We start from the raw sequence: 26,327 nt of genomic DNA, 5'->3' as shown, positions 1-26,327 counted from the left end.
TAACCGAATACCTTGGTAAATTCAAACATGGGTGTTAACGAGACAATAACCGTTTTTGTGTGGCAATAGCCATTAAAATGCCAAAGCCTGCAAGCAGTGTTACCATGGATGTTCCCCCGTAACTGACCAAAGGCAGCGGCACACCGACTACCGGTAAGATACCCGATACCATCCCCATATTAACAAATACATAAACAAAGAAGGTAAGGGTGATACTGCCCGCAAGAAGCTTACTAAATGCATCTTGAGCGCGATTAGCAATGATCATTCCGCGTATAACGATAAAGGTATATATTGCCAGTAGACCAACGACGCCCCAAAATCCAAATTCTTCACTGAATACGGCAAATATGAAGTCAGTATGTCTCTCAGGCAAAAACTCTAATTGAGATTGGGTACCTTGTAACCAACCCTTTCCTTCGGCTCCGCCAGAACCAATGGCAATTTGGGATTGAATGATATGGTAGCCTGAGCCTAGCGGATCACTCTCAGGATTCAAAAACGTTAATACTCGTTGTTTTTGATATTCCTTCATGAGGAAATTCCACATGATAGGACTAAATATAGATACTGCCAATGCGATACCACCGATAAAACGCCAACTCATGCCAGCTAAAAACAGCGCAAATATCCCAGAGCTAGCAATTAAAAGTGAGGTACCTAAGTCAGGTTGTTGCGCTATGAGTAACGTAGGAACGCCAACGAGAATAAAGCCGACCAATATGTGCCTCAATTTGGGGGGCAGGTTGAATTGGCTGATGTACCAAGCCACCATCATAGGTACCGCGAGCTTCATAATTTCCGACGGTTGAAAACGCACTACACCTAAATCTAACCAGCGCTGCGCCCCTTTACCTACATGACCAAAAATAATAACTGCTATCAACATAGCGATACCGAGTAAGTAAAAATATATGGATAGTTTTTGATAAGCAAGGGGAGGAATTTGCGCGACGAAAAGCATGACGCCTAAGGCTAGGCCGAGTCGAATTAGTTGGCGGTCAATTAACTGCCAATCTTGACCGCCGGCTGAGTATATCGTTATCAACCCCACTGCCATTAACACTAACAACCCAAACAATAGCGGACCATCACAGTGAATGCGATTGAGCAATGTGCGCTTATTTGGATCAAGCTTGGTGCGTAACGTCATACTCATATTAGTGATCCAAGCTTAATGATTGTGGGAAGCTGAATGACGTGCGACATCTTGTGAAACTTCGCGTTCAATGACGTCGGGTTTAGGAGCAAACTCGTGCTGTTCAAAGTATTTATCCATCATGGTTCGTGCTAATGGTGCTGCCTGAGAACTACCGCCGCCGGCGTTTTCAAGCACTACGGTAACGGCGATTTCTGGTTTTTCGTATGGGGCAAACCCTACGTACATGGCGTTATCACGCAAATTTTCCGCTAGGCTGTCAGCATCATATTTGGCGTCTTGGGCAATAGCTACCAATTGTGCTGTGCCCGTTTTACCGGCAGAAACGTAGGGCGTATCGACAAATGCGCGTCGAGCGGTACCGATTTTACGATTCACTACGCCATACATTGCGTCTAACACTGTGTCCCAGTTTTTGTCATTTTGAATATCCATGGGGCGGCGTTCTTTACTGCCTTCAAGAACAAGTTCTTTGTCTATGTATTTCCCGCGTAAAATTTGGGGAATATAACGCTGACCATGATTCACTAAAGTGGTAATCGATTGGGTCAATTGAATTGGGGTTACCGTCCAGTAACTTTGACCAATACCCACCGGAATAGTATCACCTATGTACCAAGGCTGATTAAATCGAGCGCGCTTCCAACCGCGACTCGGCATGTTAGCATCTGACTCTTCATGTAAGTCGATCCCTGTGTAATCACCAAACCCGAACTCGAACATATTGTCGCTGATTTTATCAATACCCAAGCGATAGGCGAGATCGTAAAAATAAATATCACAGGATTGTTCAATCGCCGAGGTTAAATCGACCCAGCCATGCCCCCAGCGTTTCCAGTCACGCCAAACGTGCTCGACATTCTTCAAGCGATATTTACCGTTATCAAAGATACGTGTTTCTGGAGTAACGGTTTTTTCTTCTAAGCCCACTAAGGCTAAGTGCGGTTTAATGGTTGAAGCAGGAGGATACTGACCTTGTGTGGCACGATTAATCAGTGGGCGGCCATTAGAGTTTAATAAAGCGCTGTAGTTCTTGCTGCTGATACCATGCACAAACAAGTTAGGATCATAACTCGGGCTACTAAACATGGCCAGTACACCACCGTCGTTAGAGTCCATCATGACTATGGTGCCTTTATCACCATCAAGAATTCGCTCTGCTTCTTGCTGCAATTTTAAATCGATATTCAGCACGATATCCTGCCCCGGAACGGGCGGACTGAAGTTAAGCGTGCGAATAATACGTCCTTGGTTATTAACCTCTACCTCTTGGTAACCTACTTGACCGTGGAGAATATCCTCATGGTATTTCTCGACGCCCAGTTTTCCTATGTCATGAGTCGCAGCGTAATTCGCCTCAAGTCCCGCTTCGCTGAGTTTCTGCAGATCTTTTTTATTAATTTTAGACACGTACCCTAAGACATGGGTTAAGGTCTTCCCATAAGGATAATGCCGCGTTAAACGGGCTTCGACGCTGACACCTGGGAATTTGTGTTGATTTGCCGAGAATAGCGCCACTTCTTCCGGGGTTAAACGTTTTCGTAATGAGACGGGTTTAAAACGGCGGTTACGTTTGATTTCGCGATAAAAATCGGTGACTTCGTCTTCGTCTATATCCAGTAACACACTTAATAGACCGAGGGTTTTTTCTAAATTTTCGATTTTTTCTGGGACTACTTCGAGATTAAAAACGGGGCGGTTTTCAGCCAGTAAAATACCGTTTCTGTCGTAAATTAACCCGCGATTTGGTGCGACAGGCAAGACTTTGATGCGATTGCCATTAGAGCGTGTTTGATAATCTTCAAAGCGCGTAACTTGCAAATAGTAAAGGTTGCTTAGAACCATGGCGATCATCATAAAAATGACCAGCATGGCAATGACAGTGCGTCTGGCAAACAGATTTGCTTCAGCAGTATGGTCTTTAATTGTTACCCTGTTACGCGCCATGACTACTCTCTGTGATAAGGGTGGTTGGCGTTGACTGACCAAGCTCGGTACAAACTTTCAGCAACAATAATCCGTACCAAAGGGTGAGGCAGTGTTAATGGGGAGAGTGACCATTTTTGCTCGGACGCAGCAATACATTCGGGCGCTAACCCTTCAGGGCCGCCAATCAACAAGCTCACGTCGCGACCGTCCATTTGCCATTTTTCCATATTGTTGGCGAGCGTCGGCGTGTCCCATGGTTTGCCTGTTACTTCTAACGTGACAATGCGGTTTCCTTTAGGAATAGCCGCCATGGTTAATTCGCCTTCTTTGTGCAAAATGCGTTTAATATCCGCATTTTTGCCGCGCTTGCCTGCAGGTATTTCAGTCAGGCTTAGGGGCATGTCCGAAGGAAAGCGTTTTACGTATTGTTGGTAACCTTGTTCGACCCAACTCGGCATTTTACTGCCTACGGCTATTAGTTGAATTCGCATGGCGTCATCTACTTTGCAATGTTACAGCTAGCACTATGATGGTCAATTAACCCCAAAGTTTCTCTAACTGATAAAATTCTCTCGCGTCTTCTTGCATCACGTGCAGTACTACGTCACCTAAATCGACAAGTACCCAATCACCCACGTCACGCCCCTCTATGCTTAGGGGGGGATTACCTGCCTGTTTCGCTTCAACCACAACATTTTCGGCGATAGAAACAACATGACGTTTTGAGTTCCCCGAACAAATTAGCATGGTTTCCGTTACACTAGATTTTTCTGATACGTCTAAATCTATGATATCTCGACCTTTTAGGTCTTCAATTTTTTCTACCACAAAGGCTTTTAACTGTTGGTGATCCAAAGGGATTCCTTATATTGAACGGACGAATTGTCAGTTTATCAGAAAGTCGTGCTTAGCTGATATAACTTATGTGTTTCTATGTAACGACGTACCTTAGGATCGAGCATGCCGTCGGTCGGTTGTTTTTCTTTTATACGCTGACGTATTTCACTAGAGGATATCGCTAGTTCAGGAGTATCAGCGAGAAATATTTTACCATTTAATGCATTGTGTAGCGCATTATTTGTCGATACTTGGCGCTGCGATAGTAAGTGGGTTAGCTCTTCACTCAGTGGTTTTTTGCTACCCGGGCGGCAGCAGACCACAAAATGACAATATTCGAAAAGCGCTTGCCATTCATTCCAGCTCATAAGTGAGTGCAATGAGTCCATACCGATAAAAAAGCATAATGGATGCTTCGGGTATTCTTTTCGAAGTGCTCGTAATGTATGGATCGTATATGAGGGGGTATCACTGTGGATCTCACGCTCATCAGTATAAAGTTGCGGGTATTGTTCAATCGCCAGTTTTAACATGGCTAAGCGATGCCGGCTGGCACTTGGTGCATGAGCTTTGTGAACAGGTATATGACAAGGGAGCATAGCCACAGACTGCACGGCGGCTTGGCGCGCGGCTACGATAACGGGTTGAGTATGGCCATAATGCACGGGATCAAAAGTCCCGCCAAAAATGCCTAATGCAGGTCGTAAGGTGTTCAATTTAGTGCAAAGTTCTCTAAAGACATGGGAATAAAAAGCAAACACAAATGACATAGTTCAATATAGGGGCGCTCCACTTGGGATTTTTTGAGTGCACAGTCCATGACGTTAAGCTTGCGTTGTAGCTGTTGCAAGTGAGCCGCCGACAAGCGTTGCATGGCAGATAAATACAATCCTTGACGGTTTTTCCAGATCCTGTGTTGATTCCAGTTAATACTTTGCCCTGCTGTTTTATTCGCTTGTAGGGTTGATAGAGTTTGCCACTCTCGGGTTAATGCCCACAACACGATGTTTGGTTCAACACCTTCGCTTTCAAGGCGATAGAGCATTTTTACCGATTTTTGACTATCGCCAGCCAGCAACACATCTATTAGTTGAAAGACGTTATATCTGGATTGATCAACCACTGCTTGTTCTACCTGTTCTAACGTCGGGTTACCGTTAGGGTAGAGTAAACACAGTTTTTCGATCTCTTGGCTAGCCGCCAGTAGATTACCTTCACAGTATTCTGCGAGTAATCGATTTATATCTGAAGAGGCGTTCATGCCTTGGGTACGCATTTGCTCGGTTAACCACTGGTGCAGCGCATTTCCTTCTAATGGGAAGCAAGGAACATAACTACCTTGCTTATCTAGTGCCTTAAACCATTTACTGTTTTGAACATCTTTGCCAATTTTCGCCCCGTGAATAACCAACAAAATGTCCGGATTATTTTGCGTGCTAAGCTCAGTGAGTATTTTACTGCCTTGGGTACCAGGTTTACCTGTGGGCAACTCGAGCTCAATGTACTGACGAGAGGAAAATAGCGATAACGTTTGCGTTGCTTCGAGTAAGGTTAACCAATCGAATTGGGCGTCAGCCACCAAGGTTTGTCGCTCGTCAAACCCTTGGGCAAGTGCTACCTCACGTATCTGATTGATAGCGGTTAGCTTTTGTTGGGGTTCGTCACCAAATATTAAATAAAAGGGCTGTAACCCTTTATTCAACGAAGCGGCAAAACGATTGGGATAAACTTGCATTAGGGAGTAACGAGCGCCGAATTAGATAGCGTATGCTGGGCAACAGATATTTGATGAATAATACGAATTGCTGCTTGCTTGCGCATTTCAGATAACACGAGTTCGAGTTCACGAGACTTTGCTAACACAGCATCGGGATCGTCCTGATATTCGCGCTTTATATCAAATTCCAATAATTGTGCATCACTGTTAGCGAACTGAAGTTCGTAGCGTACAGTATAAATTAATTCGTACTCAGCCACTTGCCCTGTGCTGAACAGAGATAATAGGCGTCTGTCGAGTTCATCGCTCAGCAAGTATATGTTGGTCACATCAGAATGACCTTCAACGCTGGCATCAATTATATCTACGTTGTACGGCTTTAATTCATTTCGAAGCGCACGCTCAAGTGCTGAGTGCGCCTCCGCTGAGCCTACTCTCAATTGAGAGACACTTGCTGGTAGCTCATAATTGCCACGCAATGAAAAACCGCAGCCACTGATAATAACACTACATAATAAACAGATGATGAGGTTTCGCATTGTGTTTTTCACTCGTTAATTTGCCACGATATTAAGCAATTTGCCGGCAATATAAATGACCTTACGTATGGTTTTACCCTCAACAAATTGCTGTACATTTTCTTGTGCTAATCCAAGTGCTTGTACTTCATCTTGGCTTGCATCAGCAGCAACGGTAATTTTAGAGCGTACCTTACCATTCACTTGCACTATGATCAGTTTTTCGTCTTCTACTAACGCAGACTCGTCAACCTCTGGCCAAGCTGCGGTTTCGATATCTGTAGTATGCCCAAGGTCATGCCACAACACATGGCACATATGCGGTGCGATGGGGTTTAGTAATAACACCACTGACTCAATGGCCTCATGCATAACAGCTTTGTCTTGTGCGCTGTCGAGAGGGGCTTTTTGTAAACTGTTAAGTAGCTCCATAATGGCTGCTACTGCAGTGTTAAACGTTTGGCGTCGACCCACATCATCTGTGACTTTAGCAATCGTACGATGCACAGCACGGCGCAGTGTTTTTTGCTCACTCGTCAGGGCGGCCTTGTCAATCGCAGGTGCTGCTTCGCCATTAAGTACGTCAATATGATCTTGAGTGAGTTTCCACACACGTTTTATAAAACGGTTAGCGCCTTCAACACCAGAATCAACCCATTCTAATGTTTGCTCGGGCGGCGCCGCGAACATAGTGAATACCCGTATGGTATCCGCACCGTATAAATCGATGACATGCTGAGGGTCGATACCGTTATTTTTCGACTTCGACATTTTGGTCATGCCGCCGTGTTCAACAGGTTTTCCATCAGAGCGCAGTGTGGCTAGCGTAATTCGGCCTTTTTCGTCTTTTTCTGTATCGACATCGGCTGGCGAGAACCATTCTTTTTTGCCGTTCTCATCTTCTCTGTAGAATGAATCAGCCAGTACCATACCTTGGCATAGCAAGCGCTTATAAGGCTCGTCAGAGCTAACTAAGCCTTCATCACGAAGCAGCTTATGGAAAAAGCGTGAATACAACAAATGTAAAATCGCATGCTCGATACCACCGATGTATTGATCTACCGGTAACCAGTAATTCGCTTGGGTTGGGTCGAGCATGGCATCTTGATTTTGTGCACTGCAGTAGCGGGCGTAATACCAAGATGACTCCATGAAGGTATCGAACGTATCTGTTTCACGCAGAGCTGGCTGACCATTGTATTCAGTCTTCGCCCATTCTGGGTCCGCTTTGATGGGGGAAATAACGCCGTTCATTTTTACGTCTTCAGGCAATTCAACCGGCAGTTGATCGCTTGGAACAGGAACAGATTCGCCGTTCTCAAGATTAAGCATAGGGATTGGTGAACCCCAGTAACGTTGACGAGATACGCCCCAGTCACGCAAGCGATAATTCACTTTTTTACAGCCTGCGCCTAGTGATTCTAATTTGGCCGCAATGGCGTCAAAAGCCTCTTGAAACGCTAGGCCATTAAATTCTGCTGAGTTAACTAACACGCCTTTTTCTGTGTATGCGGCAGTGGCCAGATCGCACTCTTGCGGGTCATCTGCATTTGGCTCTACGACCTGCTTAATTGGCAGGCTGTATTTTTGAGCAAATTCCCAATCGCGTTGGTCATGGCCTGGTACAGACATAACCGCGCCTGAGCCATACCCCATCAGTACAAAGTTAGCGACCCAAACGGCTACTTTTTCACCTGTTAATGGGTGAATAGCAAACAAGCCTGTGTCACAGCCTTTTTTCTCCATGGTGGCAAGCTCAGCTTCAGCCACTTTGGTGTTCTTACATGACTCGATAAACTCGGCTAATTCTGGGCGAGTTTGTGCAGCGTGTAACGCTAGGGGGTGCTGAGCCGCAACGGCGACATATGTCACACCGTAGAGAGTGTCAGGGCGCGTGGTATAAACATCAAAACTATTGATATCTGCTGCAGATTCACTCAGGTTAAATGTGATATCTACACCTTCTGAACGACCAATCCAGTTTTTCTGCATGGCGCGCACTTGTTCAGGCCAATCTTCTAATTGTTCAAGATCAGTCAATAATTCTTCAGCGTAGTCGGTGATTTTAATAAACCATTGAGGGATCTCTTTTTGCTCGACTAAGGCACCTGAACGCCAACCTCGACCATCAATAACTTGCTCGTTGGCTAATACTGTGTGATCAACCGGATCCCAGTTAACCGTAGAGTTTTTCTTATAAACCAAGCCTTTTTCATAAAGGCGGGTGAAGAACCATTGTTCCCAGCGGTAATATTCTTTCTTACAGGTGGCAACCTCACGATCCCAGTCATAACCAAAACCAAGAGACTTCAACTGATTTTTCATGTAATCAATGTTTTGATAGGTCCATTTGGCTGGGGCGGTATTGTTGTTCAGTGCCGCATTTTCTGCAGGCAAACCAAAGGCGTCCCAACCCATAGGCTGTAAGACATTTTTGCCGTTCATACGTTGAAAACGACTAACAACATCACCTATTGTGTAATTACGCACATGACCCATGTGCAAGCGCCCACTTGGATAAGGGAACATAGACAAGCAGTAGAATTTCTCTTTATCTTCTTGTTCTGTTGCTTTAAAAGTTTGGTTGGTTTCCCAAAGCGCTTGTACCTCTTGTTCTATTTTCTGAGGTTCGTAAATTTTTTCGGCCATTAAAAAGAGTTTCCGCGAAGATAAGGTGTATGAAATAAGATAGCCGGTAAGAATACCCTAACGGTTTGCTGGGTCACAATAGCTGAACTGGGATTTAACGATATTTATCGTAAAAAATAATGACTTAAGGGGTAAATCTTTCCGTTAGTTAGGATTTGAAGGTTTTATGTATTCGGCTAACGCCATTAATTGACTGTTCTGCACTCTATCCACAATCGGCGCTAATTCAGTAAAGTTATCCTCGATAACCCCGTGGGCTTGATAGGTTAAGACGAGTTTGGTGCGGTTATTTTGCGCAGTTAACTGCCAAGTAAGCGCCCCATAAATCCCCATACCCTGCAGTGGCCCTAAGCCACCTGTCATGCGTAATACGTGATTAACCTCGACGAAACTGATGCGCATATGCTCGGCAGAATTTTCACCTGCGGTCTCGCAAAAGCAACCTCCCGCCACAGGGCGCAATGACAAGGTCCCGTTGTTGCCCCACCATGTATGATCTTTTGGCCACCAAAGATCAATGTCGCTCACTAGTGCTGCCCAAACCTGCTTTGCAGGTGCGTCGATAAGCACAGTGTTTTCAAGCGTAAAACCGTGCTCGTTTAATTGCTTAACACTGGCTTGGCAATAGAACGAAAAAGAAACTCCGAGGCTAAGAATGCAAATAAACTTTTTAATATGAGTAAAGTGACGCATGCTACTCCTGTTTTTTGTTATTATATTAACATTAGATATCAGCTTATTAATCAATATGCTATTGCGCAATGTTATGCGCTAAAGCGCAACCTAATGAGTTTATCAATTACGTAACTCACCACAAATGAGAATTTCGCGACGAGCAGGTGCTAATCTACTTGCTCTTAAAAGGACAATGCCAGCTAACCATGCACCTTAAATACGCCTTGAGTTTAAAAGAAATTACCGCCAAGCCCAGTCGACGTTTAATTAATCACGCCCTGAAAGACGACAAAGCCATGCAGGCTACCTTTATTGGACAAGCACGTGCTCGAGAAGCCTTGGACTTTGGGCTAGGCATTGATGCGAAAGGTTACAACTTATATGTGATGGGCGAGCAAGCCACAGGTAGATTTACCTTGGTACATGAATATATCGCTAAGTACGTTCAAAAAGTGCTTACTCCAGATGATTGGTGTTATATCAATAATTTCGAAGATGAACGTGAGCCCTTTGCTTTACGTCTTCCTCCAGGGGAAAGTAAGCAATTGGTAAAGGAGATGGGTAAGTTAATCGATGAATTGCTGGATACCTTTCCGGCTGCCTTTGATAATCCCGGCTACCAGCGCAAAAAAGTCACTATCACCCGTGAATTTGATCAAAGATATGACCATGCCATTGATTCTGTGGAGCAACTTGCCCAAGCGCAGAATGTCGCGTTATATGAGGACAATGGGAATATTAGCTTTTCACCCATCGTGGATGGTAAACCCATTAACGATGCGGACTTTGCGAAGCTTAGCGACGACCAACGGCAGAATTACTATCAATTAATCGATGAGTTGGAAAACCGCCTGAGTGAAGCGTTAATAGAATTACCTAAATGGAAACGTGCGTCATCAGAGCAGCTCAGACGGCTGAAAAAAGACACCGCGGAGCAGGGAATAAAGCCATTGTTAAAAGCCCTAGAGCATCAATATGCATCGGATTTGGGGATTTTAAAGTTCTTGCGCCAGTTAAAACCGCATTTGGTTGAAACCATAGTAGAGATATTAGCGGACGACAAAAAAGACGATAAACAGGACGAATATGACCGCCGTTCAGTGCTTGAAGAGCAGTACCTGCCTAACATTTTGGTCAGTCATGAGTTAGAAACTGGTGCGCCTGTTATATACGAGCCAAACCCGACACATCAGAATTTATTTGGCCGTGTTGAATATACCAATGTCTCAGGCTCAGTGTTTACTAATTATCGTATGATCCGCCCTGGTGCCTTACACCGAGCAAACGGTGGTTATTTATTGCTTGATGTGGATAAACTGATTTTACAGCCGTACGCATGGGAAACGTTAAAGCTAGTGCTTAAATCAGGGCACCTGAAAATGGATTTACCCCAACCTGATGTAGGCATGGTGAATTCCATTACCCTCAATCCCCAGCAAATACCTATTAACGTCAAGGTGGTGTTGCTCGGCTCCCGTGAGCTTTATTACAACCTGCAAGATTTTGATGATGAGTTTTATGAGATGTTCCGGGTGTTAGTGGATTTTGATCATGAAATTCAATTAGACAAACAAACTCTTTATGACTTTGTTGGTCGCGTAAGATATCAAGTTAAGGAACTGGGGTTAAACAGTATTTCCCCTAAGGCAATGTACCGCCTAGTGGAATACAGCTTACGCATGGCCGAGCATCAACAGCGCTTGTCGGCGCGTTTTTCTGACGTGATTGAGTTGCTTAACGAGAGTTTATATTTCTGCCGCCAACGGCAAGAATTAGATTTGGATGTAACCCATATTGAAGCGGCGTTGAGCGCAAAAACACGGCGTACGGGACGAGTCAGTGAAGCTGTGCTTGATGATATTAAGCAAGGGCAAATTCTGATAGCGACCGAGGGGGTAGACGTTGGTAAGGTCAACGGACTGACTGTGCTCGAAGTCGGTGATAGCTTATTTGGTACACCCGCGCGTATTACTTCCACTGTGTACGCTGGGGCGAATGGTGTGGTTGATATAGAACGTGAAGTCGAATTGGGTCAACCCATTCACTCCAAAGGCGTGATGCTGTTAACAGGGTATTTAGGCCACAAGTACGCGCAGTTATTCCCTTTGACGCTATCGGCCAATATTGCCATTGAACAATCATATGGTCACATAGATGGTGACAGCGCTTCTTTGGCTGAGTTAGTGGCCCTTATATCCGCACTGACTAACATTCCCACTCGTCAAGATTTGGCCATAACCGGCTCTATCAATCAGTATGGGCAAGTGCAGTCTGTGGGCGGAGTAAACGAAAAAATTGAAGGTTTCTTCAAGCTTTGTCAGCACAGAGGGCTAACCGGAACCCAAGGCGCGATAATACCCAAGTCGAATCAAATATCACTGATGTTAGATAAAGACGTGGTTGCTGCGGTTAAACTTGGAAAGTTTCATATTTGTGTTGTTGAAACAGTCGATCAGGCCTTAGAACTGTTGATGAATAAAGAGGTAGGCGTAATGAATGCTAAAGGACGCTACCCTAAAGGAACAATCAATTATATGGCCGTCAGTAGTTTGTTGAATATCGCCAATGTTGTGAATGGTGCTGATGAAGACTAAAACTATTCCAATAAATTAAGCGCAACTATGCCATCTGGACAGCAATTTTGATTCCACGAAGAATATGTTCTGATAGACTGCGGCAAATTTACCGTTCTCAAGAGATAAAAGATGCAAATAGAAAAAGACACCGTTGTTCAATTTAAATACACCATTACTGAATTAGATGGCACCGAACTGGAAAGCAACCGTGATGCAGAGCCTGTAGCGTATCTTCACGGCCACGATAACATGATGCCAGGCGTTGAAGCGGCACTAGCAGGGAAAAGCGTCGGCGACAGTTTTACGGTAGAACTAGAGCCAGCACAAACCTATGGTGAAATTCGCGAGAACGCCGAGCAGCGTATTCCGGCAAAACATCTGCAAGACGCTAAAGGGACAAAAAAATGGAAGGCTGGTATGACCGCAGTGGTAAACACTGAGCAAGGTCAGCGAGAAGTCACTGTGCTAAAAGTCGGGAAATTTATGGTGACAGTAGATTTAAACCATCCTATGGCGGGTAAAACATTGAATTTCGCGCTAGAGGTTATTGATGTTCGTCAAGCCACACCTGAAGAAATTCAGCATGGACACGCGCATGGGGTAGGTGGTCATCACCACTAAATTCATTCTACCCGCGTGGGTAGTAGATAAATGAGGCACACCGAACCCGTATCAAAGCCGGATATTACTCGCTTTGTTACGGGGCGGATTAAGTGACAATGCTATTTACGTGGTAACTCGATCTTTTTCTCGTCACTTTGACGAAATAATACCAAGGTGTGGCCGATCGTTTGTAACTTCTCAGCATTTGTTTCACGGATAATGGCATCCATTATTAAAGCTTTCTCTTCTCTGTCGTCAGTGGGTACTTTAACTTTAATGAGTTCATGATGGCTAAGAGCGCCTTCAATTTCAGCCAATACGCCTTCGGTTAATCCATTTGCACCAAGTTGAACCACTGGCTTAAGTGAATGTGCGAGGCCTTTTAGGTGTTGTTTTTGCTTGTTTGATAGAGTCATTGAGTAATATTTCTTACAATTATATTGAATGTGAACAGTTGAAAAGCAGTATTCTAGCGCCATCTTCCAAGTATTCCTAATGACAAACGAAGCCAATGGGTAAAAATAAGCAATCTGAAAGCAGTAAACGCTGGTTAAAAGAACACTTTGACGATAAATATGTCATTCAGGCAAAAAAACAAGGCCTTCGTTCTCGGGCAGTATTTAAGCTTGAAGAGATTCAAGCGAAGGACGGTCTGATAAAACCTGGGATGACGGTAGTCGATCTAGGGGCTGCGCCAGGAGGCTGGTCGCAGTATGCAGTAAAACAGGTCGGAGAGAGCGGGCATGTTATCGCCTGCGATATTTTGGCTATGGACCCTCTACCTGGCGTTGATTTCCTTATGGGGGATTTTCGTGAGGAAGCAGTACTTGACACGTTATTGAACAAAATTGGTGGCAAGAACGTAGATGTTGTTATGTCTGATATGGCGCCGAACATGACAGGCAATGACACGGCAGACCAAGCAAAATCGATGTACTTAGTCGAACTTTCTTTGGATATGTGCCGGCAAGTATTGAAGAAAAACGGTAGTTACACTGTAAAGGTATTTATGGGTGAAGGTTTTGACCAATTCTTTAATGAGGTCAAAAGTGCCTTCAAAGTAGTCAAAACACGTAAACCTGATTCATCTCGTGCGCGGTCAAGAGAGGTTTATCTGGTAGCGACGGGCTTTAAATTATAGTAGTCTCAGGCGTGAGATTCGCAACAAAATTGAAATAACAGAGGTCAACAACTTGAGCGACATGGCAAAAAATTTAATCCTATGGTTGGTCATAGCTGTCGTTTTGATGTCAGTCTTCCAGAGTTTTTCTCCGGGAGAGTCATCAAAGGTACAAACGGATTACACAACGTTTCTGAAAGAAGCCAATCAAGGACAAATCCGTGAGGTGCGTATTGATAGTGAATCACGTGAAATAAAGGGGACGAAACGGTCAGGGGAAAGTTTCTCTACCTACATCCCATATTTTGACGACCAACTTATTTCAGATTTGGTAAAGCAAGACGTAAAAATTCTTGGTGAACCACCTGAAGAACCGTCATTACTGACCTCTATCTTCATTTCTTGGTTTCCTATGTTGCTGCTTATTGGTGTATGGATTTTCTTCATGCGTCAAATGCAAGGTGGCGGCGGTGGTCGCGGTGCCATGTCGTTTGGTAAGAGTAAAGCGCGCCTGATGGGCGAAGACCAAATTAAAACGACCTTTGCTGACGTGGCAGGTTGCGACGAAGCAAAAGAAGATGTGTCTGAATTAGTCGACTTCTTGCGTGACCCAAGTAAATTCCAAAAATTAGGTGGTCGTATTCCTACTGGTGTTCTTATGGTAGGTCCTCCTGGTACGGGTAAAACCTTGTTAGCCAAAGCGATTGCTGGTGAAGCAAAAGTCCCGTTTTTCTCAATTTCAGGTTCTGACTTTGTTGAAATGTTCGTGGGTGTCGGTGCATCTCGTGTACGTGATATGTTCGAACAAGCTAAGAAAGCAGCACCTTGTATTATATTCATCGATGAAATCGACGCTGTTGGTCGCCAACGTGGTGCCGGCATGGGTGGCGGTCACGATGAGCGTGAACAAACATTGAACCAAATGCTAGTGGAAATGGATGGCTTCGGCGGTAATGAAGGTATCATCGTTATTGCTGCAACCAACCGTCCAGATGTACTCGACCCTGCGCTATTGCGTCCAGGTCGTTTTGACCGTCAAGTACATGTTGGCTTGCCTGACATTCGCGGTCGTGAGCAAATTTTAAAAGTGCATATGCGTAAAGTACCTTTAGGGGACAATGTTGAACCGTCTTATATTGCACGAGGCACACCTGGCTTTTCAGGGGCTGATTTAGCAAACTTGGTTAACGAAGCGGCTTTGTTTGCTGCAAGAAGCGGTAAGCGCACTGTCTCGATGGAAGAGTTTGATAAAGCCAAAGATAAAATCATGATGGGCTCCGAGCGCAAAAACATGGTTATGTCTGAGGAAGAAAAGACCAATACGGCATATCACGAAGCGGGTCACGCCATTGTGGGTCGATTAGTACCTGAGCATGATCCGGTTTATAAAGTGTCTATAATTCCACGTGGTCGCGCGTTAGGTGTGACTATGTACTTACCGGAGCAAGACCGATACAGCCATAGCAAGCAACATCTTGAAAGCATGATTTCAAGCTTGTTTGGTGGTCGAATCGCTGAAGCGCTTACTTTAGGTGAAGACCGCGTCACCACAGGTGCATCAAACGACATCGAACGGGCTACCGACATAGCGCGCAAGATGGTAACGCAATGGGGCTTATCAACGAAGATGGGGCCAATGCTTTATGCTGAAGAAGAGGGCGAAGTTTTCCTAGGTCGCAGCATGGCGAAATCGAAGCATATGTCTGATGACACCGCTCGTGCAATTGATGCTGAAGTGAAATCACTAATTGACAGAAACTATTCACGCGCTGAAAAAATATTGACCGATAACATCGATATTTTACACGCCATGAAAGATTGCTTGATGAAGTATGAAACCATTGATGCGAAACAAATCGATGATTTGATGGCGCGTAAAGATGTGCGTCCTCCTGCTGATTGGATTGAAGATTCTAAAAATGACAATACTCCTCCAACTGGTGGAGCGTCAGTCAGTGATGAACCTAAAAGTGATTCGAACGACAAGAAAGAGCCCAAAAAGTCTGATCCAACGGTTGGAAAGCCAGGTGATGCAACTAACTAATTAATTCAGTAGTAAATACAACGCTTTGTTGAGTGATCAGCAAAGCGTTTTTTTTCAGCTTCACTTAGGTGTATAAAGCCCAACAATGAACTTTCGTCATAAATCTCTAAATCTGGATAGTCCTAGGGTTATGGGGATCTTAAATGTCACGCCTGACTCATTTTCGGATGGTGGTCAATTCTCCAAGGTAAATCATGCAATCAATCATGCCCAAAAAATGATTTCAGCGGGCGCTGATTTTATTGATGTAGGCGGAGAGTCAACGCGCCCAGGAGCCGATGACGTTGCTGAGCAGGAGGAGCTCGACAGAATCGTGCCCGTTATTGAGGCGCTTCATGCCCGCTTCGATACGGTAATCTCTATCGATACCAGTAAGCCTGCCGTGATGAAAGCTGCAGTAGATGCAGGGGCAGGGCTTATTAATGATGTTAGAGCATTGCAGGCACCAGGGGCATTAAAGGTAGCTGCACAAGCACAGGTAGCAGTGTGTTTAATGCATATGCGTGGTCAACCGCGTAGCATGCAGGATGCTCCTCATTACGATGATGTACAGACTGACGTGCTTGATTTTTTGCGTGCTCGAGCGCAAGCGTGTATTCAAGCGGGTATTCACAAAGATAAAATTTTGATAGATCCAGGCTTTGGATTTGGAAAAAGTTTAGCGCATAATTATCAGTTGCTTGCGCAGTTAGAAGCGTTACACCTATTGGGCTACCCATTACTTGTTGGGATGTCGAGAAAGTCAATGATAGGCCAGTTGCTAAACCGAACCACGGATGAGCGACTAGCAGGGAGCGTAGCATTGGCGACAATTGCAGCGCTTAAAGGCGCGCAAATCATACGTGTACATGATGTAAAAGAAACAGTTGATGCAGTCAAAATTGTGTCTATGTTACAAAAGGAAAATAATAATGAGTGACAGAAAGTATTTCGGAACCGACGGTATTCGCGGAAAAGTCGGTGAGAACCTAATTAATCCAGAGTTCGTTATGAAGCTCGGGTGGGCCGCAGGCAAAGTGTTAGCAGGCAGTGGCACAAACAAAGTCATCATAGGTAAGGATACACGTATATCAGGCTACATGCTGGAGTCAGCATTAGAATCAGGCTTATCAGCTGCCGGTATTAATATCGGCTTACTTGGCCCTATGCCTACGCCAGCGATTGCCTATTTAACTAAAACGTTTCGCTCTGAAGCCGGGATCGTGATCAGTGCATCACATAACCCGTATTATGATAACGGCATCAAGTTTTTCTCTGCTGATGGCACTAAATTAGACGATGATATAGAGCTGGCGATCGAAGCCGAAATGGACAAGCCAATGCAATGCGTCGCATCAGATAAACTGGGTAAAGCGGTACGTATCGCCGATGCTGCTGGTCGTTACATTGAATTTTGTAAGGGCAACTTTCCGTCAAATTTATCCTTGAAAGGCCTGAAAATAGTCGTCGATTGTGCCCATGGTGCGACGTATCACATTGCACCTAATGTGCTGAGTGAGCTAGGTGCAGAAGTCATTGAAATAGGCACTGAGCCTGATGGCTTAAATATCAATCGCAAGGTAGGGGCTACCTCTATGAAAGCGATTGTAGATAGTGTTATCAAGAACAAAGCGGATCTTGGTTTCGCCTTAGATGGTGACGGCGATAGAATTATGCTCGTTGACCACCATGGTAATGTTATCGACGGCGATCAAATTGTCTATATCATCGCACGTGACGCCCTTAAATCTGGCAAGTTAAATGGTGGTGTGGTCGGCACTGTCATGAGTAACTTAGGCCTAGAAGTCGCCTTAAGTACGCTCGGTGTTCCTTTTGAACGAAGCAAAGTCGGTGACAGGTATGTACTTGAATTGCTGCGCCAAAAAGGTTGGTCAATTGGCGGTGAAGGATCTGGGCATGTACTAAACCTCGATGCAGCGTCTACTGGTGATGGTATTGTTGCAGGGTTGCAAGTACTGGCCGCGATGATTAATGCCAATATGACATTAAACGAATTAAGCCGGGGTATGACCAAATTCCCACAAACGCTGATTAATGTGCGCTTTAACGAAGGAGACACTCCATTATCTGCCGAGGCGGTTAACAATAGTGTACTTGAAGCTGAAGCAGCATTGGGCGAACGGGGCAGGGTGCTACTGCGTAAAAGTGGCACTGAACCTTTGATACGCGTCATGGTTGAAGCTAACGATGCTGCTGACTCACGCAAGTGGGCAGAGCATATTGCAGACGCTGTGCGCAAAGCAACTGGGCAATAAAACAGCAATATTAAATAACTGACGCGATTTACTGAATAAAGTCGTTAAATTTCAATTCTTCTACTTGTATATTAGTAGCAGGTTGGTTAATATCTCGCGCGCTTTTCACTGGCGCTACAGGAGTTAGGATGCAAACGAATAACCGTCGACCCATAGTCGCAGGTAATTGGAAGATGAACGGAAATCTTGCCTTAATAAAGCAAGTTGAAGAATTGTTTTCCGACGCAGATATATCTCATGTAGATGTTGTAGTGTGCCCACCTTTTCCCTATTTAGGTGGATTCAATGACAGTAACTTTGCCCTAGGTGGTCAAAATATTAGTCATTATGAGTCTGGTGCGCATACCGGCGAAACTGCCGTCAGCATGTTGAAAGAAATGAATTGCCAATATGTTATATTAGGGCATTCAGAACGACGAGCGGATAACAACGAGTCGAACGAGTTGGTTGCCGATAAGGTTGAGTTGGCGTTAGCGCACAAGCTTATTCCTTTATTTTGTATTGGTGAGCCTGAAGATATTCGTGAAAGTGGTCAGTTATTTGATTTTATTGCTGCACAAATTGATGCAGTAATAAATAAAGTGGGCATTGCGGCATTTAACGATATTGTCATTGCTTATGAGCCGATTTGGGCTATAGGAACAGGCAAGACAGCAAGCCCAGAACAAGCACAAGAAGTGCATGCATTTATTCGTCAACATTTGGCTAAGCAAGATAGTAATATCGCTAACCAATGCGTGATTTTGTATGGTGGAAGCGTCAAGGGTAGTAATGCTGTTGAACTGTTTTCACAACCTGATGTTGATGGTGGGTTGATTGGCGGGGCCAGTTTAAATCCAGAAGATTTTTTAAGCATTTGCTTAGCAGCAAAGCGATAGAGGCGACAGATGTTTTACGAAGTATTAATTGTAGTGTATTTGATAGTAGCGATTATGTTGATCGGCTTTGTTCTTATTCAGCAGGGCAAGGGTGCAGACATGGGCGCGTCGTTTGGTAGTGGCGGTTCTAACACAGTGTTTGGTTCAACCGGCTCTGGTAACTTCTTAACCCGCACTACTGCGATTTTAGCTACGTTTTTCTTCGTGATTAGCTTAATTTTAGGGAATCAAACTGCAGATAAAGAGAAAGCAGTGGATGACTGGCAAAATATTGAAGTGCCTGTTTTAGATGAGCCTGCTCAATCTACTCCAGCGCCTGTTGAATCTGATGTACCCGTTACAACGTCAGATGCACCTGCGAGCGACGTACCTCAAAGCTAAAAGTATTACCACGCGGATGTGGTGGAATTGGTAGACACGCAGCCTTGAGGGGGCTGTGGCTTAGGCCGTGGGAGTTCGAGTCTCCCCATCCGCACCATATTATTAAAAAGGGCTGTAACGAGAGTTACAGCCCTTTTTGCTTATCTTGCCATTATTTTCACAGGCGGGTGGTTGTTACTGATGAGTCAAATTAGCTTACAAAACGTTTCAACTGTTTTAGCAAGTACAACGAACCGATTTCGTTTGCCTCCGCTATCAGCTGAATTTGCCGTGGGTGAGTTTGTGGCCATTGTGGGGCCTTCAGGCGTAGGAAAGTCAACTTTACTTAGGCTTATCGCAGGGCTGGAGACACTGACTCAAGGGGCGATATTGTTTGACTCACAGTCCGTTGATCACCTAGCGAGTCAGCAGCGCAATGTGGGAATGGTATTTCAAAACTATGCTCTATTTCCGCATTTAAGCGTGGCTGATAACTTAGGTTATGCCTTGTATGCCGAAAAGGTTGAACGTTCGAACATTAAACACGCAGTAGAGCAAGTTGCTGAGCGCTTAGGGATTCTAGATCTGCTCAAACGGTTTCCTCGGCAATTATCTGGCGGTCAACGCCAGCGTGTTGCAATAGGTCGAGCCATGCTGTCATCCCCTCAAGTATTTTTATTCGACGAGCCGTTTTCCAACCTTGACCCTGCTTTAAGGGTGCAAATGCGTCACCAGCTCAAAGAGCTTCACAAAAATTTGGCCACCACCACATTGTTTGTGACTCATGATCAGCACGAAGCTATGGCGTTAGCGCAACGCATTATGCTACTCAGTCAGCGCGGTGTTGAACAGTTTGATACACCTGAAAACCTTTATCGTTTTCCGAAAAATTTGTACGTTGCTCGTTTCTTTGGGGAGCCGAGAATCAACGTTTTTGATGGTCTAGCAGATGCGCAGGGGTTGCAGCTAATCAATCAGATAGAATACCAGCTGAGATGCGAGCTACCAGAAGCCTTGCACCATAAAACACTCATTGTAGGAATACGACCCAGAGCATTTTGCGTTTCATTAGATTTTATTGCTCACGGATTAAGCATGCAAGTGAGTAGAGTTGAGTATTTAGGGGATACACAATACCTGTACCTTGCTCCCAACGATGCCCCACTGAGCAAAAATAGCAGCTCACATGGCAGCGGTGATATGGAGTCAGTAGTGGTGGTAGATAATCGTTCAATTGGTATAGGTCAGCGCGTGTACTTAACGTTCGCGCTAGAAGACGCATTGCTGTTTGATGAAAACCAAGAGCGTATTTCCCTGTAAATTACTGTAACAGTTAAATAAGTTACACACTTATTAGGGCATCTTGCTTTATGTAAAGACCTAACTCACCTGAGTTCGGCGTATTCAGTGTTTAGCTAAAATATTATCCTGATAAATCAATCGCCTATTCTTTGCTAACTGGGCTTGCAATCAAGCCTAAAATCCGTACAATACGGCGTCCTTTTATCTAGCAGTAAATCGTTAGATAGTTAAAAAGGACATAAGTTAACGTTAACGCTACAACGAGTTTGAGGCAAATATGGTTACTATTCGTTTACAGCGTGGTGGCGCGAAAAAGCGTCCATTTTATCAAGTAGTGGTTGCTGACAGCCGTCGTTCACGCGATGGTCGTTTTATTGAAAACATCGGTTTCTTTAATCCTACAGCACAAGGTCAAGAAGAGCGTTTGCGTCTTGATCTAGATCGCGTAGAGCATTGGGTAGGAAATGGCGCAGGCCTTTCTGACCGCGTTGCTCGCTTGGTTAAAGATGCACAAAAAGCAGCTGCTTAATTGCAATTGCGAAGCAAGATTGAGGTATAAATGAGTCACGCGTCTGACACATTAGTGATGGGCAAAATCGGTGCACCTTACGGTGTTAAAGGTTGGGTCAAGATCACATCATATACCGATGAATTAGACGGTATCTTTAGTTATACCCCTTGGCTTGTGGGCCAAGAAGGGAATGCTAAAGAAATCGTCGTTGACCAATGGCGAACCCACAATAAGGGATTGGTTGCCAAACTGGTTGGGGTTGAAACGCGAGATGATGCTGAAAGTATCAAGAATCTCAATATTTCAATTAAAGCTCAACAGCTACCTCAGTTAGATGGTGATGAATTTTATTGGAGAGAGTTAGTCGGCATGCAGGTAGTAACCGAACAGGGTTATAACTTAGGTGTCGTGAAAGAATTATTCGAAACGGGCGCGAATGACGTTATGTTAATCAAAGCCAATTTGAAAGATGCTTTCGGTCAAAAAGAACGCATGGTGCCTTATTTAATCGACCAAGTCGTTAAGCAAGTGGACCGTGAGGCGAAAACCATTCAGGTTGACTGGGATCCGAGCTTTTAATGAGTTCAGATACACAGCGTTGGTTTGGGGTAGTGAGTCTGTTTCCCGAAATGTTTCAGACTTTTACCGAACAGGGCGTAACAGGGCGAGCTGTAAAAAGCGGTAAGTTGAAAGTAGATTTCTTTAATCCAAGAGATTTTACTCATGACAAACATCGTACTGTAGACGACCGACCATACGGTGGTGGTCCCGGAATGCTGATGATGGTTCAGCCGTTATTAGACGCTATTCGTGCAGCAAAACAGGCTGCCGAGAAAAAAACTAAGGTGATTTATCTCTCACCTCAGGGGAAAACGTTAACTCAACGTGGTGTGAAGCAGCTTTCTGAAAATGAAAGTGTGATTCTAGTCGCTGGTCGCTACGAAGGTATCGACGAGAGAGTAATAGAAGCCGAAATAGACGAAGAATGGTCTGTTGGTGACTACATTCTCAGTGGTGGTGAACTACCTGCGATGATTTTAATGGATGCGGTCGCAAGACTGGTACCCGGTGTATTAGGGCACGCACAATCTGCTGAGCAAGATTCGTTTAGCGACGGTTTGCTAGATTGTCCGCACTATACACGGCCAGAAAACTTGAACGGCCAATCGGTTCCTTCTGTGTTGTTGAGTGGTGATCACCAAAAAATCAAACAGTGGCGTGATAAACAGTCGCTAGGTAGAACCTGGCAACGACGCCCTGAATTATTAAACGACCTAGCTCTGACTGAGGAGCAGCAACGTTTGTTAGATGAATATCAGCAAGAGTTGTTGCAGCAAAATGGCAGTTATTCTGGGATGAGAGGATATGATGAGTAAAGTCAATCAAGATATCATCAAGCGCATTGAAGAAGCTCAGTTAAAAACTGACGTTCCTGCATTTGGCCCTGGTGATACAGTTGTTGTTCAAGTACGCGTTAAAGAAGGCGAGAAAGAGCGTCTTCAGGCATACGAAGGCGTTGTAATCGCTAAACGTAACCGTGGCCTACACTCTGCTTTTACAGTTCGTAAGATTTCTAGCGGCGAAGGTGTTGAGCGTACGTTCCAAACCCACAGCCCTGCAATTAGTTCAATTGCTGTGAAACGTCGTGGCGATGTTCGTCGTGCTAAGCTTTATTACTTGCGTGACCGTTCAGGTCGTTCTGCACGTATCAAAGAAAAGCTTAACTAATATTAATTTTGCGTTACCGTTAACTTATCAAAAAGCCCGCATCTTGCGGGCTTTTTACTGCCTGTTTCTTAACTCGAGTAACTCACTACTTCCGCTTCAATACTTTCACTGAGCATAAAGTAAAAGCGTCTTCCTGGTTCATAATCACCGTGGTTAAACGTTTTAAAGCCGAGTGCGATGACTGCTTTCTCTACCGCATCTAATTCATTGACCAAAATCCCAAGGTGATTCACTTTGCCTAGATTACGGTGATCTATGTCAGCGTCTATCAGGTGCTTCGGTTTATACAAGGCTAAATAGGCGGCCTCAGAGCCCACATGCACTGTGTAGCCCTCATCCTTTGCTGGCCCTGACCAGCGAACATGCCAGTTGAATAAATGACAAAGTACTTCGGCAGTTTTGTCCGGGTCAGTGACGGTTAAATTAACGTGTTCAAACATTGCTGGGCGCATATTATTTCCTTTTTTATTGACTGGATTATTGTATGGCGACAGCTTAATATCTAAAGTTAACTTTAGATCAAGAAGAAATTTATATTTTTATGTCTCAAGAACCATTAGTGAGTATCGGTTTTGTGGCAAAGCGCACAGGGAACGCCGTTTCCTTGATCCGCTATTATGCAAACGAACAGCTCATTCCATTTATTCGCACACCAGGCGGTAGCCGAGTGTTTCCTCGGTCGGTGATCCGCCGGGTCTCATTTATTCTTATTGCCCAAAATATGGGTTATAGCTTGGATGAAATACGGCAACTCTTGCATACTTTGCCCGACAAGCGAACACCGACTAAGTCTGATTGGGCGAAATTAAGCCAGGTTTTTAATCAGCGGATTGAGCAGCGCATCGTACAATTAACCGAACTTAAATCCTCATTGGCTGGGTGTATTGGGTGTGGCTGCCTGTCTTTAGATAAATGTCGCCTGTACAATAAGGAAGATAAAATTGCAGTGAAAGGGCCGGGGGCGAGATATTTACTTGGCGACACGCCTATCTTGCACAAATAGCGCACTAAAATCATAAAATTAACGACACAAAGGCAGAACAAATTGGCTGTAAAGCAAAGCAAAATAACGCACAAACGTGCGACGGAAAAAAGGTTCTGCCATGCATCCGCGTAATCTACATCGCAATGGTTATCCTATGGATAAATTATGCCAAAGTTACCCAGCACTGCGCACGCATCTTATTCGTGCAAAAAGCGGCCAGCAAAGTATTGATTTTGCTAAAGCTGACGCAGTTAAAGCCCTGAATGCGGCGTTGCTTATACATTATTATGGGATGAGCATGTGGGACATACCAGCGGGTTATTTATGCCCTCCGGTACCAGGGCGTGCAGATTATATACATGGCATAGCGGATCTCTTATCAAAAGAGAACAATGGTAAACCCCCGACCGGTAGCAAAATTAGCGGATTGGACGTAGGCGTGGGGGCCAACGCAATTTACCCTATCATTGGCAGCCAGTCTTACGGCTGGCGTTTTGTAGGCAGCGACATTGACGATGTTGCGTTAAGTTCTGCAAACACACTCATCAATAATAACGCAAGATTGAAACCTCTGTTGGTAGTGCGTAAACAGCACAGTAAAAATAATATTTTTGCTAGTGTCATTCAGCCAGATGAACATTTCACCTTTAGTTTGTGCAATCCGCCATTTCATAAATCTGCGCGAGATGCTGCCACAGGGAGCCAGCGCAAGATGTTGGGACTTGAGCGCAGTAAGCAAAGACATGGTAGGAGAGGTAAAATGTCAGCCGCAAAGGGAAGTGAACTGAACTTTGCAGGGAAAAACAATGAACTTTGGTGCGAAGGGGGAGAGCTAGCGTTTATCCAACGTATGATCAGCCAAAGTGTGGATGTTCAGCATCAAGTGGGTTGGTTTACATGTTTAGTGTCAAAAAGTGCCCATTTAAAAGCGATTGAATCCAGCGTGAAGTACGTTGGTGCGAAAAAGTTTATTCAAGTCGATATGGGCCAAGGACAAAAAATAAGTCGCTTTGTGGCGTGGTCTTTTAGTGATAATAATACGCAAGCTAGCGCAGAGTGAAGTAGCGCCTCAAGCACTGAACATAACGAGAAACGTCTTTTAAAAGAGTGCAATACAGTACAAGTAGGAGCAAAATGGACACGTTAACCGAAAAAGAAAAAATGCTGCGAGGCGAACTGTATTTTCCGAGTAATAAAGTTTTACAACGGGATAGAGCGGCAGCAAAGGCGGCATGTCAGCAGTTTAATCAAGCGCCTGAAACGCAGCGTAAGTCAGCCATGAAAGCCTTGCAGAATCTGTTTGCTGAGTCACCTAATGCTTGGATAGAGCCAACGTTCTATTGTGACTACGGCTACAATATTCGCATGGGGCGAAACTTTTATGCTAATCACAATGTAGTCATTTTAGATGCTGCCCCCGTTACCTTTGGCGATGATGTGATGCTTGCCCCTGGTGTGCTCATTTCTACAGCGTCTCATCCTCTTGATGCGAAAAGGCGCAATAAAGGTCTTGAAACAGCAAGACCCATTACCATTGGCAACAGTGTGTGGATTGGTATGGGCGCAAAAATTTTAGATGGTGTCACTATAGGGAACAACGCCGTTATCGCAGCGGGTGCTGTAGTCAACAAAGATGTAGCGGCGGATACTGTGGTCGCTGGTGTTCCGGCTGTAGCGATCCGTAAAATTGACAATGAGCCTTCAACACCCGCTAATGTCGAGTAGTAAAACATAGGTGATTTCTCCACTTACTATTCACGAAAAACCGATATATGCTCGATCACTGCTCAGTACACTTGAGACGATCTTGCTCCGCCATCCTACGGGCATATGTGAATATGATTTACTACGGTGCTTACAGGCCACTGATAAGTCGTGTTCTCAGCAGGTAGGTGAGGCTTCAAAGACGCTAACCGATCACACTTTTTCTTCATTAAATTTCACTGACTCATTAAGCTTATTTCAGAATCATTTCGTATTGTTCAATGGCTTGTATCAGTTACGGCAAATTTGGCAAAAAGAGCGTATTGGGGATATCGATATTCACACTCTGAATATTCTACCTCTGCCATACCAAGAGAAAATGAATGCACAAGGCCTGACAAAAAGCGAACCGTTAGCTGAGTATTATCTGGACTGGGATAATTTAATTAATACCTCAGCAGCGAACGTGAATAGCTTACTTAGCGGTTTTTGGCAGCAATTCTTCGCAGTTGAGTATGGCTTAGGTGCGAAAGCAAAGATCGATCAAAAGCAACTTGAAGAGAGTTACGCGCGTCTTGGTTTAGGGATTAACGCCCAGCTAAAAGAAGTGAAACGCCAATATCTAAGATTAATTCATCAGAATCACCCAGACAAAGGAGGAGATACCGAGGCTGCGCAATCCATACAGGCAGCTTACGCCTATATTTGCCAAAATAGACGTTTACCTGCCATAAAAAAGCCCTGCTAAGCAGGGCTTGGTACGACGTCGGTAAACAA

Annotated in this window: 28 protein-coding genes and 1 tRNA gene; 18 read left to right on the top strand and 11 right to left on the bottom strand. The window is 44.6% G+C overall.

The window, feature by feature from the left end; translation table 11 throughout:
* Positions 1 to 34 precede the first annotated feature (34 nt).
* The 9 genes from rodA to FX988_RS05275 form a co-directional block, all read right to left on the bottom strand.
* Positions 35 to 1,159: a rod shape-determining protein RodA gene (gene rodA, locus FX988_RS05315; protein ID WP_160178659.1), complete on the bottom strand. Its 1,125-nt coding sequence runs from the start codon at positions 1,157 to 1,159 to the stop codon at positions 35 to 37.
* Between the two features lie 15 nt (positions 1,160 to 1,174).
* Positions 1,175 to 3,106, bottom strand: coding sequence for a penicillin-binding protein 2 (mrdA, locus tag FX988_RS05310; protein WP_160178658.1), 1,932 nt, complete (start codon positions 3,104 to 3,106; stop codon positions 1,175 to 1,177).
* Between the two features lie 2 nt (positions 3,107 to 3,108).
* Entirely contained in the window at positions 3,109 to 3,579 is a 471-nt protein-coding gene (rlmH, locus tag FX988_RS05305; protein WP_013754122.1) for a 23S rRNA (pseudouridine(1915)-N(3))-methyltransferase RlmH, read from the bottom strand.
* Between the two features lie 46 nt (positions 3,580 to 3,625).
* Positions 3,626 to 3,943 (bottom strand): ribosome silencing factor, encoded by a 318-nt coding sequence (gene rsfS / locus FX988_RS05300; protein WP_007984090.1) that lies wholly within the window; start codon positions 3,941 to 3,943, stop codon positions 3,626 to 3,628.
* Positions 3,944 to 3,981: 38 nt separating this feature from the next.
* On the bottom strand, positions 3,982 to 4,641 hold the full coding sequence (nadD, locus tag FX988_RS05295) for a nicotinate-nucleotide adenylyltransferase (protein WP_160178657.1): 660 nt from the start codon (positions 4,639 to 4,641) through the stop codon (positions 3,982 to 3,984).
* A complete protein-coding gene (gene holA, locus FX988_RS05290) occupies positions 4,638 to 5,660 on the bottom strand; it encodes a DNA polymerase III subunit delta (protein ID WP_160178656.1) in 1,023 nt (340 codons plus the stop codon). Before holA ends, nadD begins: the two co-directional genes overlap by 4 nt.
* Positions 5,660 to 6,181 (bottom strand): LPS assembly lipoprotein LptE, encoded by a 522-nt coding sequence (lptE, locus tag FX988_RS05285; protein WP_160178655.1) that lies wholly within the window; start codon positions 6,179 to 6,181, stop codon positions 5,660 to 5,662. The genes holA and lptE overlap by 1 nt, the downstream gene beginning before the upstream one ends.
* A 15-nt stretch (positions 6,182 to 6,196) precedes the next feature.
* A complete protein-coding gene (gene leuS, locus FX988_RS05280; RefSeq protein WP_160178654.1) occupies positions 6,197 to 8,809 on the bottom strand; it encodes a leucine--tRNA ligase in 2,613 nt (870 codons plus the stop codon).
* A gap of 144 nt (positions 8,810 to 8,953) precedes the next feature.
* Entirely contained in the window at positions 8,954 to 9,502 is a 549-nt protein-coding gene (locus tag FX988_RS05275) for an SRPBCC family protein (protein WP_160178653.1), read from the bottom strand.
* 188 nt (positions 9,503 to 9,690) lie between these two features.
* On the opposite strand from FX988_RS05275, the gene FX988_RS05270 reads away from it, so the two are divergent.
* Both FX988_RS05270 and FX988_RS05265 read left to right on the top strand, forming a co-directional pair.
* Positions 9,691 to 12,078, top strand: a complete 2,388-nt coding sequence (locus FX988_RS05270; RefSeq protein ID WP_160178652.1) for a Lon protease family protein — start codon at positions 9,691 to 9,693, stop codon at positions 12,076 to 12,078.
* A gap of 111 nt (positions 12,079 to 12,189) precedes the next feature.
* Entirely contained in the window at positions 12,190 to 12,681 is a 492-nt protein-coding gene (locus FX988_RS05265) for an FKBP-type peptidyl-prolyl cis-trans isomerase (protein WP_160178651.1), read from the top strand.
* A gap of 101 nt (positions 12,682 to 12,782) precedes the next feature.
* On the opposite strand, the gene yhbY is transcribed toward FX988_RS05265, so the two are convergent.
* On the bottom strand, positions 12,783 to 13,079 hold the full coding sequence (yhbY, locus tag FX988_RS05260) for a ribosome assembly RNA-binding protein YhbY (protein WP_007984082.1): 297 nt from the start codon (positions 13,077 to 13,079) through the stop codon (positions 12,783 to 12,785).
* Between the two features lie 95 nt (positions 13,080 to 13,174).
* Between yhbY and rlmE the strand changes: the two genes are divergently transcribed.
* The 12 genes from rlmE (at position 13,175) to rplS (ending at position 22,861) form a co-directional block, all read left to right on the top strand.
* On the top strand, positions 13,175 to 13,804 hold the full coding sequence (gene rlmE, locus FX988_RS05255) for a 23S rRNA (uridine(2552)-2'-O)-methyltransferase RlmE (RefSeq protein ID WP_160178650.1): 630 nt from the start codon (positions 13,175 to 13,177) through the stop codon (positions 13,802 to 13,804).
* A gap of 52 nt (positions 13,805 to 13,856) precedes the next feature.
* On the top strand, positions 13,857 to 15,827 hold the full coding sequence (gene ftsH / locus FX988_RS05250; RefSeq protein ID WP_160178649.1) for an ATP-dependent zinc metalloprotease FtsH: 1,971 nt from the start codon (positions 13,857 to 13,859) through the stop codon (positions 15,825 to 15,827).
* 85 nt (positions 15,828 to 15,912) lie between these two features.
* Positions 15,913 to 16,746: a dihydropteroate synthase gene (gene folP, locus FX988_RS05245; protein WP_160178648.1), complete on the top strand. Its 834-nt coding sequence runs from the start codon at positions 15,913 to 15,915 to the stop codon at positions 16,744 to 16,746.
* A complete protein-coding gene (gene glmM, locus FX988_RS05240; RefSeq protein WP_007984078.1) occupies positions 16,739 to 18,082 on the top strand; it encodes a phosphoglucosamine mutase in 1,344 nt (447 codons plus the stop codon). The genes folP and glmM overlap by 8 nt, the downstream gene beginning before the upstream one ends.
* 128 nt (positions 18,083 to 18,210) lie before the next feature.
* Complete coding sequence (gene tpiA, locus FX988_RS05235) at positions 18,211 to 18,960, top strand: triose-phosphate isomerase (RefSeq protein ID WP_160178647.1); 750 nt, start codon at positions 18,211 to 18,213, stop codon at positions 18,958 to 18,960.
* A 9-nt stretch (positions 18,961 to 18,969) separates the two neighbouring features.
* Entirely contained in the window at positions 18,970 to 19,341 is a 372-nt protein-coding gene (gene secG / locus FX988_RS05230) for a preprotein translocase subunit SecG (protein WP_007984075.1), read from the top strand.
* 12 nt (positions 19,342 to 19,353) lie between these two features.
* Positions 19,354 to 19,438: transfer RNA gene (locus tag FX988_RS05225), tRNA-Leu, on the top strand.
* Positions 19,439 to 19,521: 83 nt separating this feature from the next.
* Positions 19,522 to 20,640 (top strand): ABC transporter ATP-binding protein, encoded by a 1,119-nt coding sequence (locus tag FX988_RS05220; RefSeq protein WP_160178646.1) that lies wholly within the window; start codon positions 19,522 to 19,524, stop codon positions 20,638 to 20,640.
* Between the two features lie 259 nt (positions 20,641 to 20,899).
* Entirely contained in the window at positions 20,900 to 21,151 is a 252-nt protein-coding gene (rpsP, locus tag FX988_RS05215; RefSeq protein WP_006994621.1) for a 30S ribosomal protein S16, read from the top strand.
* Positions 21,152 to 21,181: 30 nt separating this feature from the next.
* Positions 21,182 to 21,712: a ribosome maturation factor RimM gene (gene rimM, locus FX988_RS05210; protein WP_160178645.1), complete on the top strand. Its 531-nt coding sequence runs from the start codon at positions 21,182 to 21,184 to the stop codon at positions 21,710 to 21,712.
* Complete coding sequence (trmD, locus tag FX988_RS05205; protein ID WP_006994623.1) at positions 21,712 to 22,509, top strand: tRNA (guanosine(37)-N1)-methyltransferase TrmD; 798 nt, start codon at positions 21,712 to 21,714, stop codon at positions 22,507 to 22,509. The genes rimM and trmD overlap by 1 nt, the downstream gene beginning before the upstream one ends.
* The gene (rplS, locus tag FX988_RS05200; protein WP_007984071.1) at positions 22,502 to 22,861 is read left to right on the top strand and encodes a 50S ribosomal protein L19; all 360 of its coding nucleotides are present in this window, start codon (positions 22,502 to 22,504) and stop codon (positions 22,859 to 22,861) included. The genes trmD and rplS overlap by 8 nt, the downstream gene beginning before the upstream one ends.
* A 68-nt stretch (positions 22,862 to 22,929) precedes the next feature.
* Here the strand turns inward: rplS and FX988_RS05195 are convergent, their stop codons facing one another.
* Complete coding sequence (locus tag FX988_RS05195; protein WP_160178644.1) at positions 22,930 to 23,313, bottom strand: VOC family protein; 384 nt, start codon at positions 23,311 to 23,313, stop codon at positions 22,930 to 22,932.
* Positions 23,314 to 23,402: 89 nt separating this feature from the next.
* Here FX988_RS05195 and soxR point away from each other — a divergent pair, with 89 nt between their 5' ends.
* The 4 genes from soxR to FX988_RS05175 all read left to right on the top strand — a co-directional run bounded on the left by soxR (position 23,403) and on the right by FX988_RS05175 (position 26,298).
* Positions 23,403 to 23,864 (top strand): redox-sensitive transcriptional activator SoxR, encoded by a 462-nt coding sequence (gene soxR / locus FX988_RS05190; protein ID WP_160178643.1) that lies wholly within the window; start codon positions 23,403 to 23,405, stop codon positions 23,862 to 23,864.
* A gap of 100 nt (positions 23,865 to 23,964) precedes the next feature.
* Positions 23,965 to 24,906: a 23S rRNA (adenine(1618)-N(6))-methyltransferase RlmF gene (rlmF, locus tag FX988_RS05185; RefSeq protein WP_160178642.1), complete on the top strand. Its 942-nt coding sequence runs from the start codon at positions 23,965 to 23,967 to the stop codon at positions 24,904 to 24,906.
* A gap of 74 nt (positions 24,907 to 24,980) precedes the next feature.
* Positions 24,981 to 25,571, top strand: coding sequence for a sugar O-acetyltransferase (locus FX988_RS05180; RefSeq protein WP_160178641.1), 591 nt, complete (start codon positions 24,981 to 24,983; stop codon positions 25,569 to 25,571).
* 82 nt (positions 25,572 to 25,653) lie between these two features.
* Positions 25,654 to 26,298 carry a DNA-J related domain-containing protein gene (locus FX988_RS05175; protein WP_254700727.1) on the top strand — a complete coding sequence of 215 codons (645 nt, stop codon included), beginning with the start codon at positions 25,654 to 25,656 and terminating at the stop codon, positions 26,296 to 26,298.
* Positions 26,299 to 26,327 lie beyond the last annotated feature (29 nt).

It is taken from the genome of Paraglaciecola mesophila (assembly GCF_009906955.1).
GTDB classification, from domain to species: domain Bacteria; phylum Pseudomonadota; class Gammaproteobacteria; order Enterobacterales; family Alteromonadaceae; genus Paraglaciecola; species Paraglaciecola mesophila_A.
Note: the sequence above shows the minus strand (reverse complement) of the source record. Positions and strands in the feature narration are given on the sequence as shown.

Bases quoted from the DNA above. Each gene is read 5' to 3' on its own strand.
- rimM (WP_160178645.1), top strand. From the start codon at position 21,182: ATGAGTCACGCGTCTGACACATTAGTGATGGGCAAAATCGGTGCACCT.
- leuS (WP_160178654.1), bottom strand. From the start codon at position 8,809: ATGGCCGAAAAAATTTACGAACCTCAGAAAATAGAACAAGAGGTACAA.
- FX988_RS05220 (WP_160178646.1), top strand. From the start codon at position 19,522: ATGAGTCAAATTAGCTTACAAAACGTTTCAACTGTTTTAGCAAGTACA.
- trmD (WP_006994623.1), top strand. From the start codon at position 21,712: ATGAGTTCAGATACACAGCGTTGGTTTGGGGTAGTGAGTCTGTTTCCC.
- yhbY (WP_007984082.1), bottom strand. From the start codon at position 13,079: ATGACTCTATCAAACAAGCAAAAACAACACCTAAAAGGCCTCGCACAT.
- rlmF (WP_160178642.1), top strand. From the start codon at position 23,965: ATGCATCCGCGTAATCTACATCGCAATGGTTATCCTATGGATAAATTA.
- holA (WP_160178656.1), bottom strand. From the start codon at position 5,660: ATGCAAGTTTATCCCAATCGTTTTGCCGCTTCGTTGAATAAAGGGTTA.
- folP (WP_160178648.1), top strand. From the start codon at position 15,913: ATGAACTTTCGTCATAAATCTCTAAATCTGGATAGTCCTAGGGTTATG.
- FX988_RS05180 (WP_160178641.1), top strand. From the start codon at position 24,981: ATGGACACGTTAACCGAAAAAGAAAAAATGCTGCGAGGCGAACTGTAT.
- rlmE (WP_160178650.1), top strand. From the start codon at position 13,175: ATGGGTAAAAATAAGCAATCTGAAAGCAGTAAACGCTGGTTAAAAGAA.
- soxR (WP_160178643.1), top strand. From the start codon at position 23,403: ATGTCTCAAGAACCATTAGTGAGTATCGGTTTTGTGGCAAAGCGCACA.
- glmM (WP_007984078.1), top strand. From the start codon at position 16,739: ATGAGTGACAGAAAGTATTTCGGAACCGACGGTATTCGCGGAAAAGTC.
- FX988_RS05265 (WP_160178651.1), top strand. From the start codon at position 12,190: ATGCAAATAGAAAAAGACACCGTTGTTCAATTTAAATACACCATTACT.
- lptE (WP_160178655.1), bottom strand. From the start codon at position 6,181: ATGCGAAACCTCATCATCTGTTTATTATGTAGTGTTATTATCAGTGGC.
- FX988_RS05195 (WP_160178644.1), bottom strand. From the start codon at position 23,313: ATGCGCCCAGCAATGTTTGAACACGTTAATTTAACCGTCACTGACCCG.
- mrdA (WP_160178658.1), bottom strand. From the start codon at position 3,106: ATGGCGCGTAACAGGGTAACAATTAAAGACCATACTGCTGAAGCAAAT.
- secG (WP_007984075.1), top strand. From the start codon at position 18,970: ATGTTTTACGAAGTATTAATTGTAGTGTATTTGATAGTAGCGATTATG.
- FX988_RS05270 (WP_160178652.1), top strand. From the start codon at position 9,691: ATGCACCTTAAATACGCCTTGAGTTTAAAAGAAATTACCGCCAAGCCC.
- rodA (WP_160178659.1), bottom strand. From the start codon at position 1,159: ATGAGTATGACGTTACGCACCAAGCTTGATCCAAATAAGCGCACATTG.
- rlmH (WP_013754122.1), bottom strand. From the start codon at position 3,579: ATGCGAATTCAACTAATAGCCGTAGGCAGTAAAATGCCGAGTTGGGTC.
- rplS (WP_007984071.1), top strand. From the start codon at position 22,502: ATGAGTAAAGTCAATCAAGATATCATCAAGCGCATTGAAGAAGCTCAG.
- FX988_RS05275 (WP_160178653.1), bottom strand. From the start codon at position 9,502: ATGCGTCACTTTACTCATATTAAAAAGTTTATTTGCATTCTTAGCCTC.
- tpiA (WP_160178647.1), top strand. From the start codon at position 18,211: ATGCAAACGAATAACCGTCGACCCATAGTCGCAGGTAATTGGAAGATG.
- rpsP (WP_006994621.1), top strand. From the start codon at position 20,900: ATGGTTACTATTCGTTTACAGCGTGGTGGCGCGAAAAAGCGTCCATTT.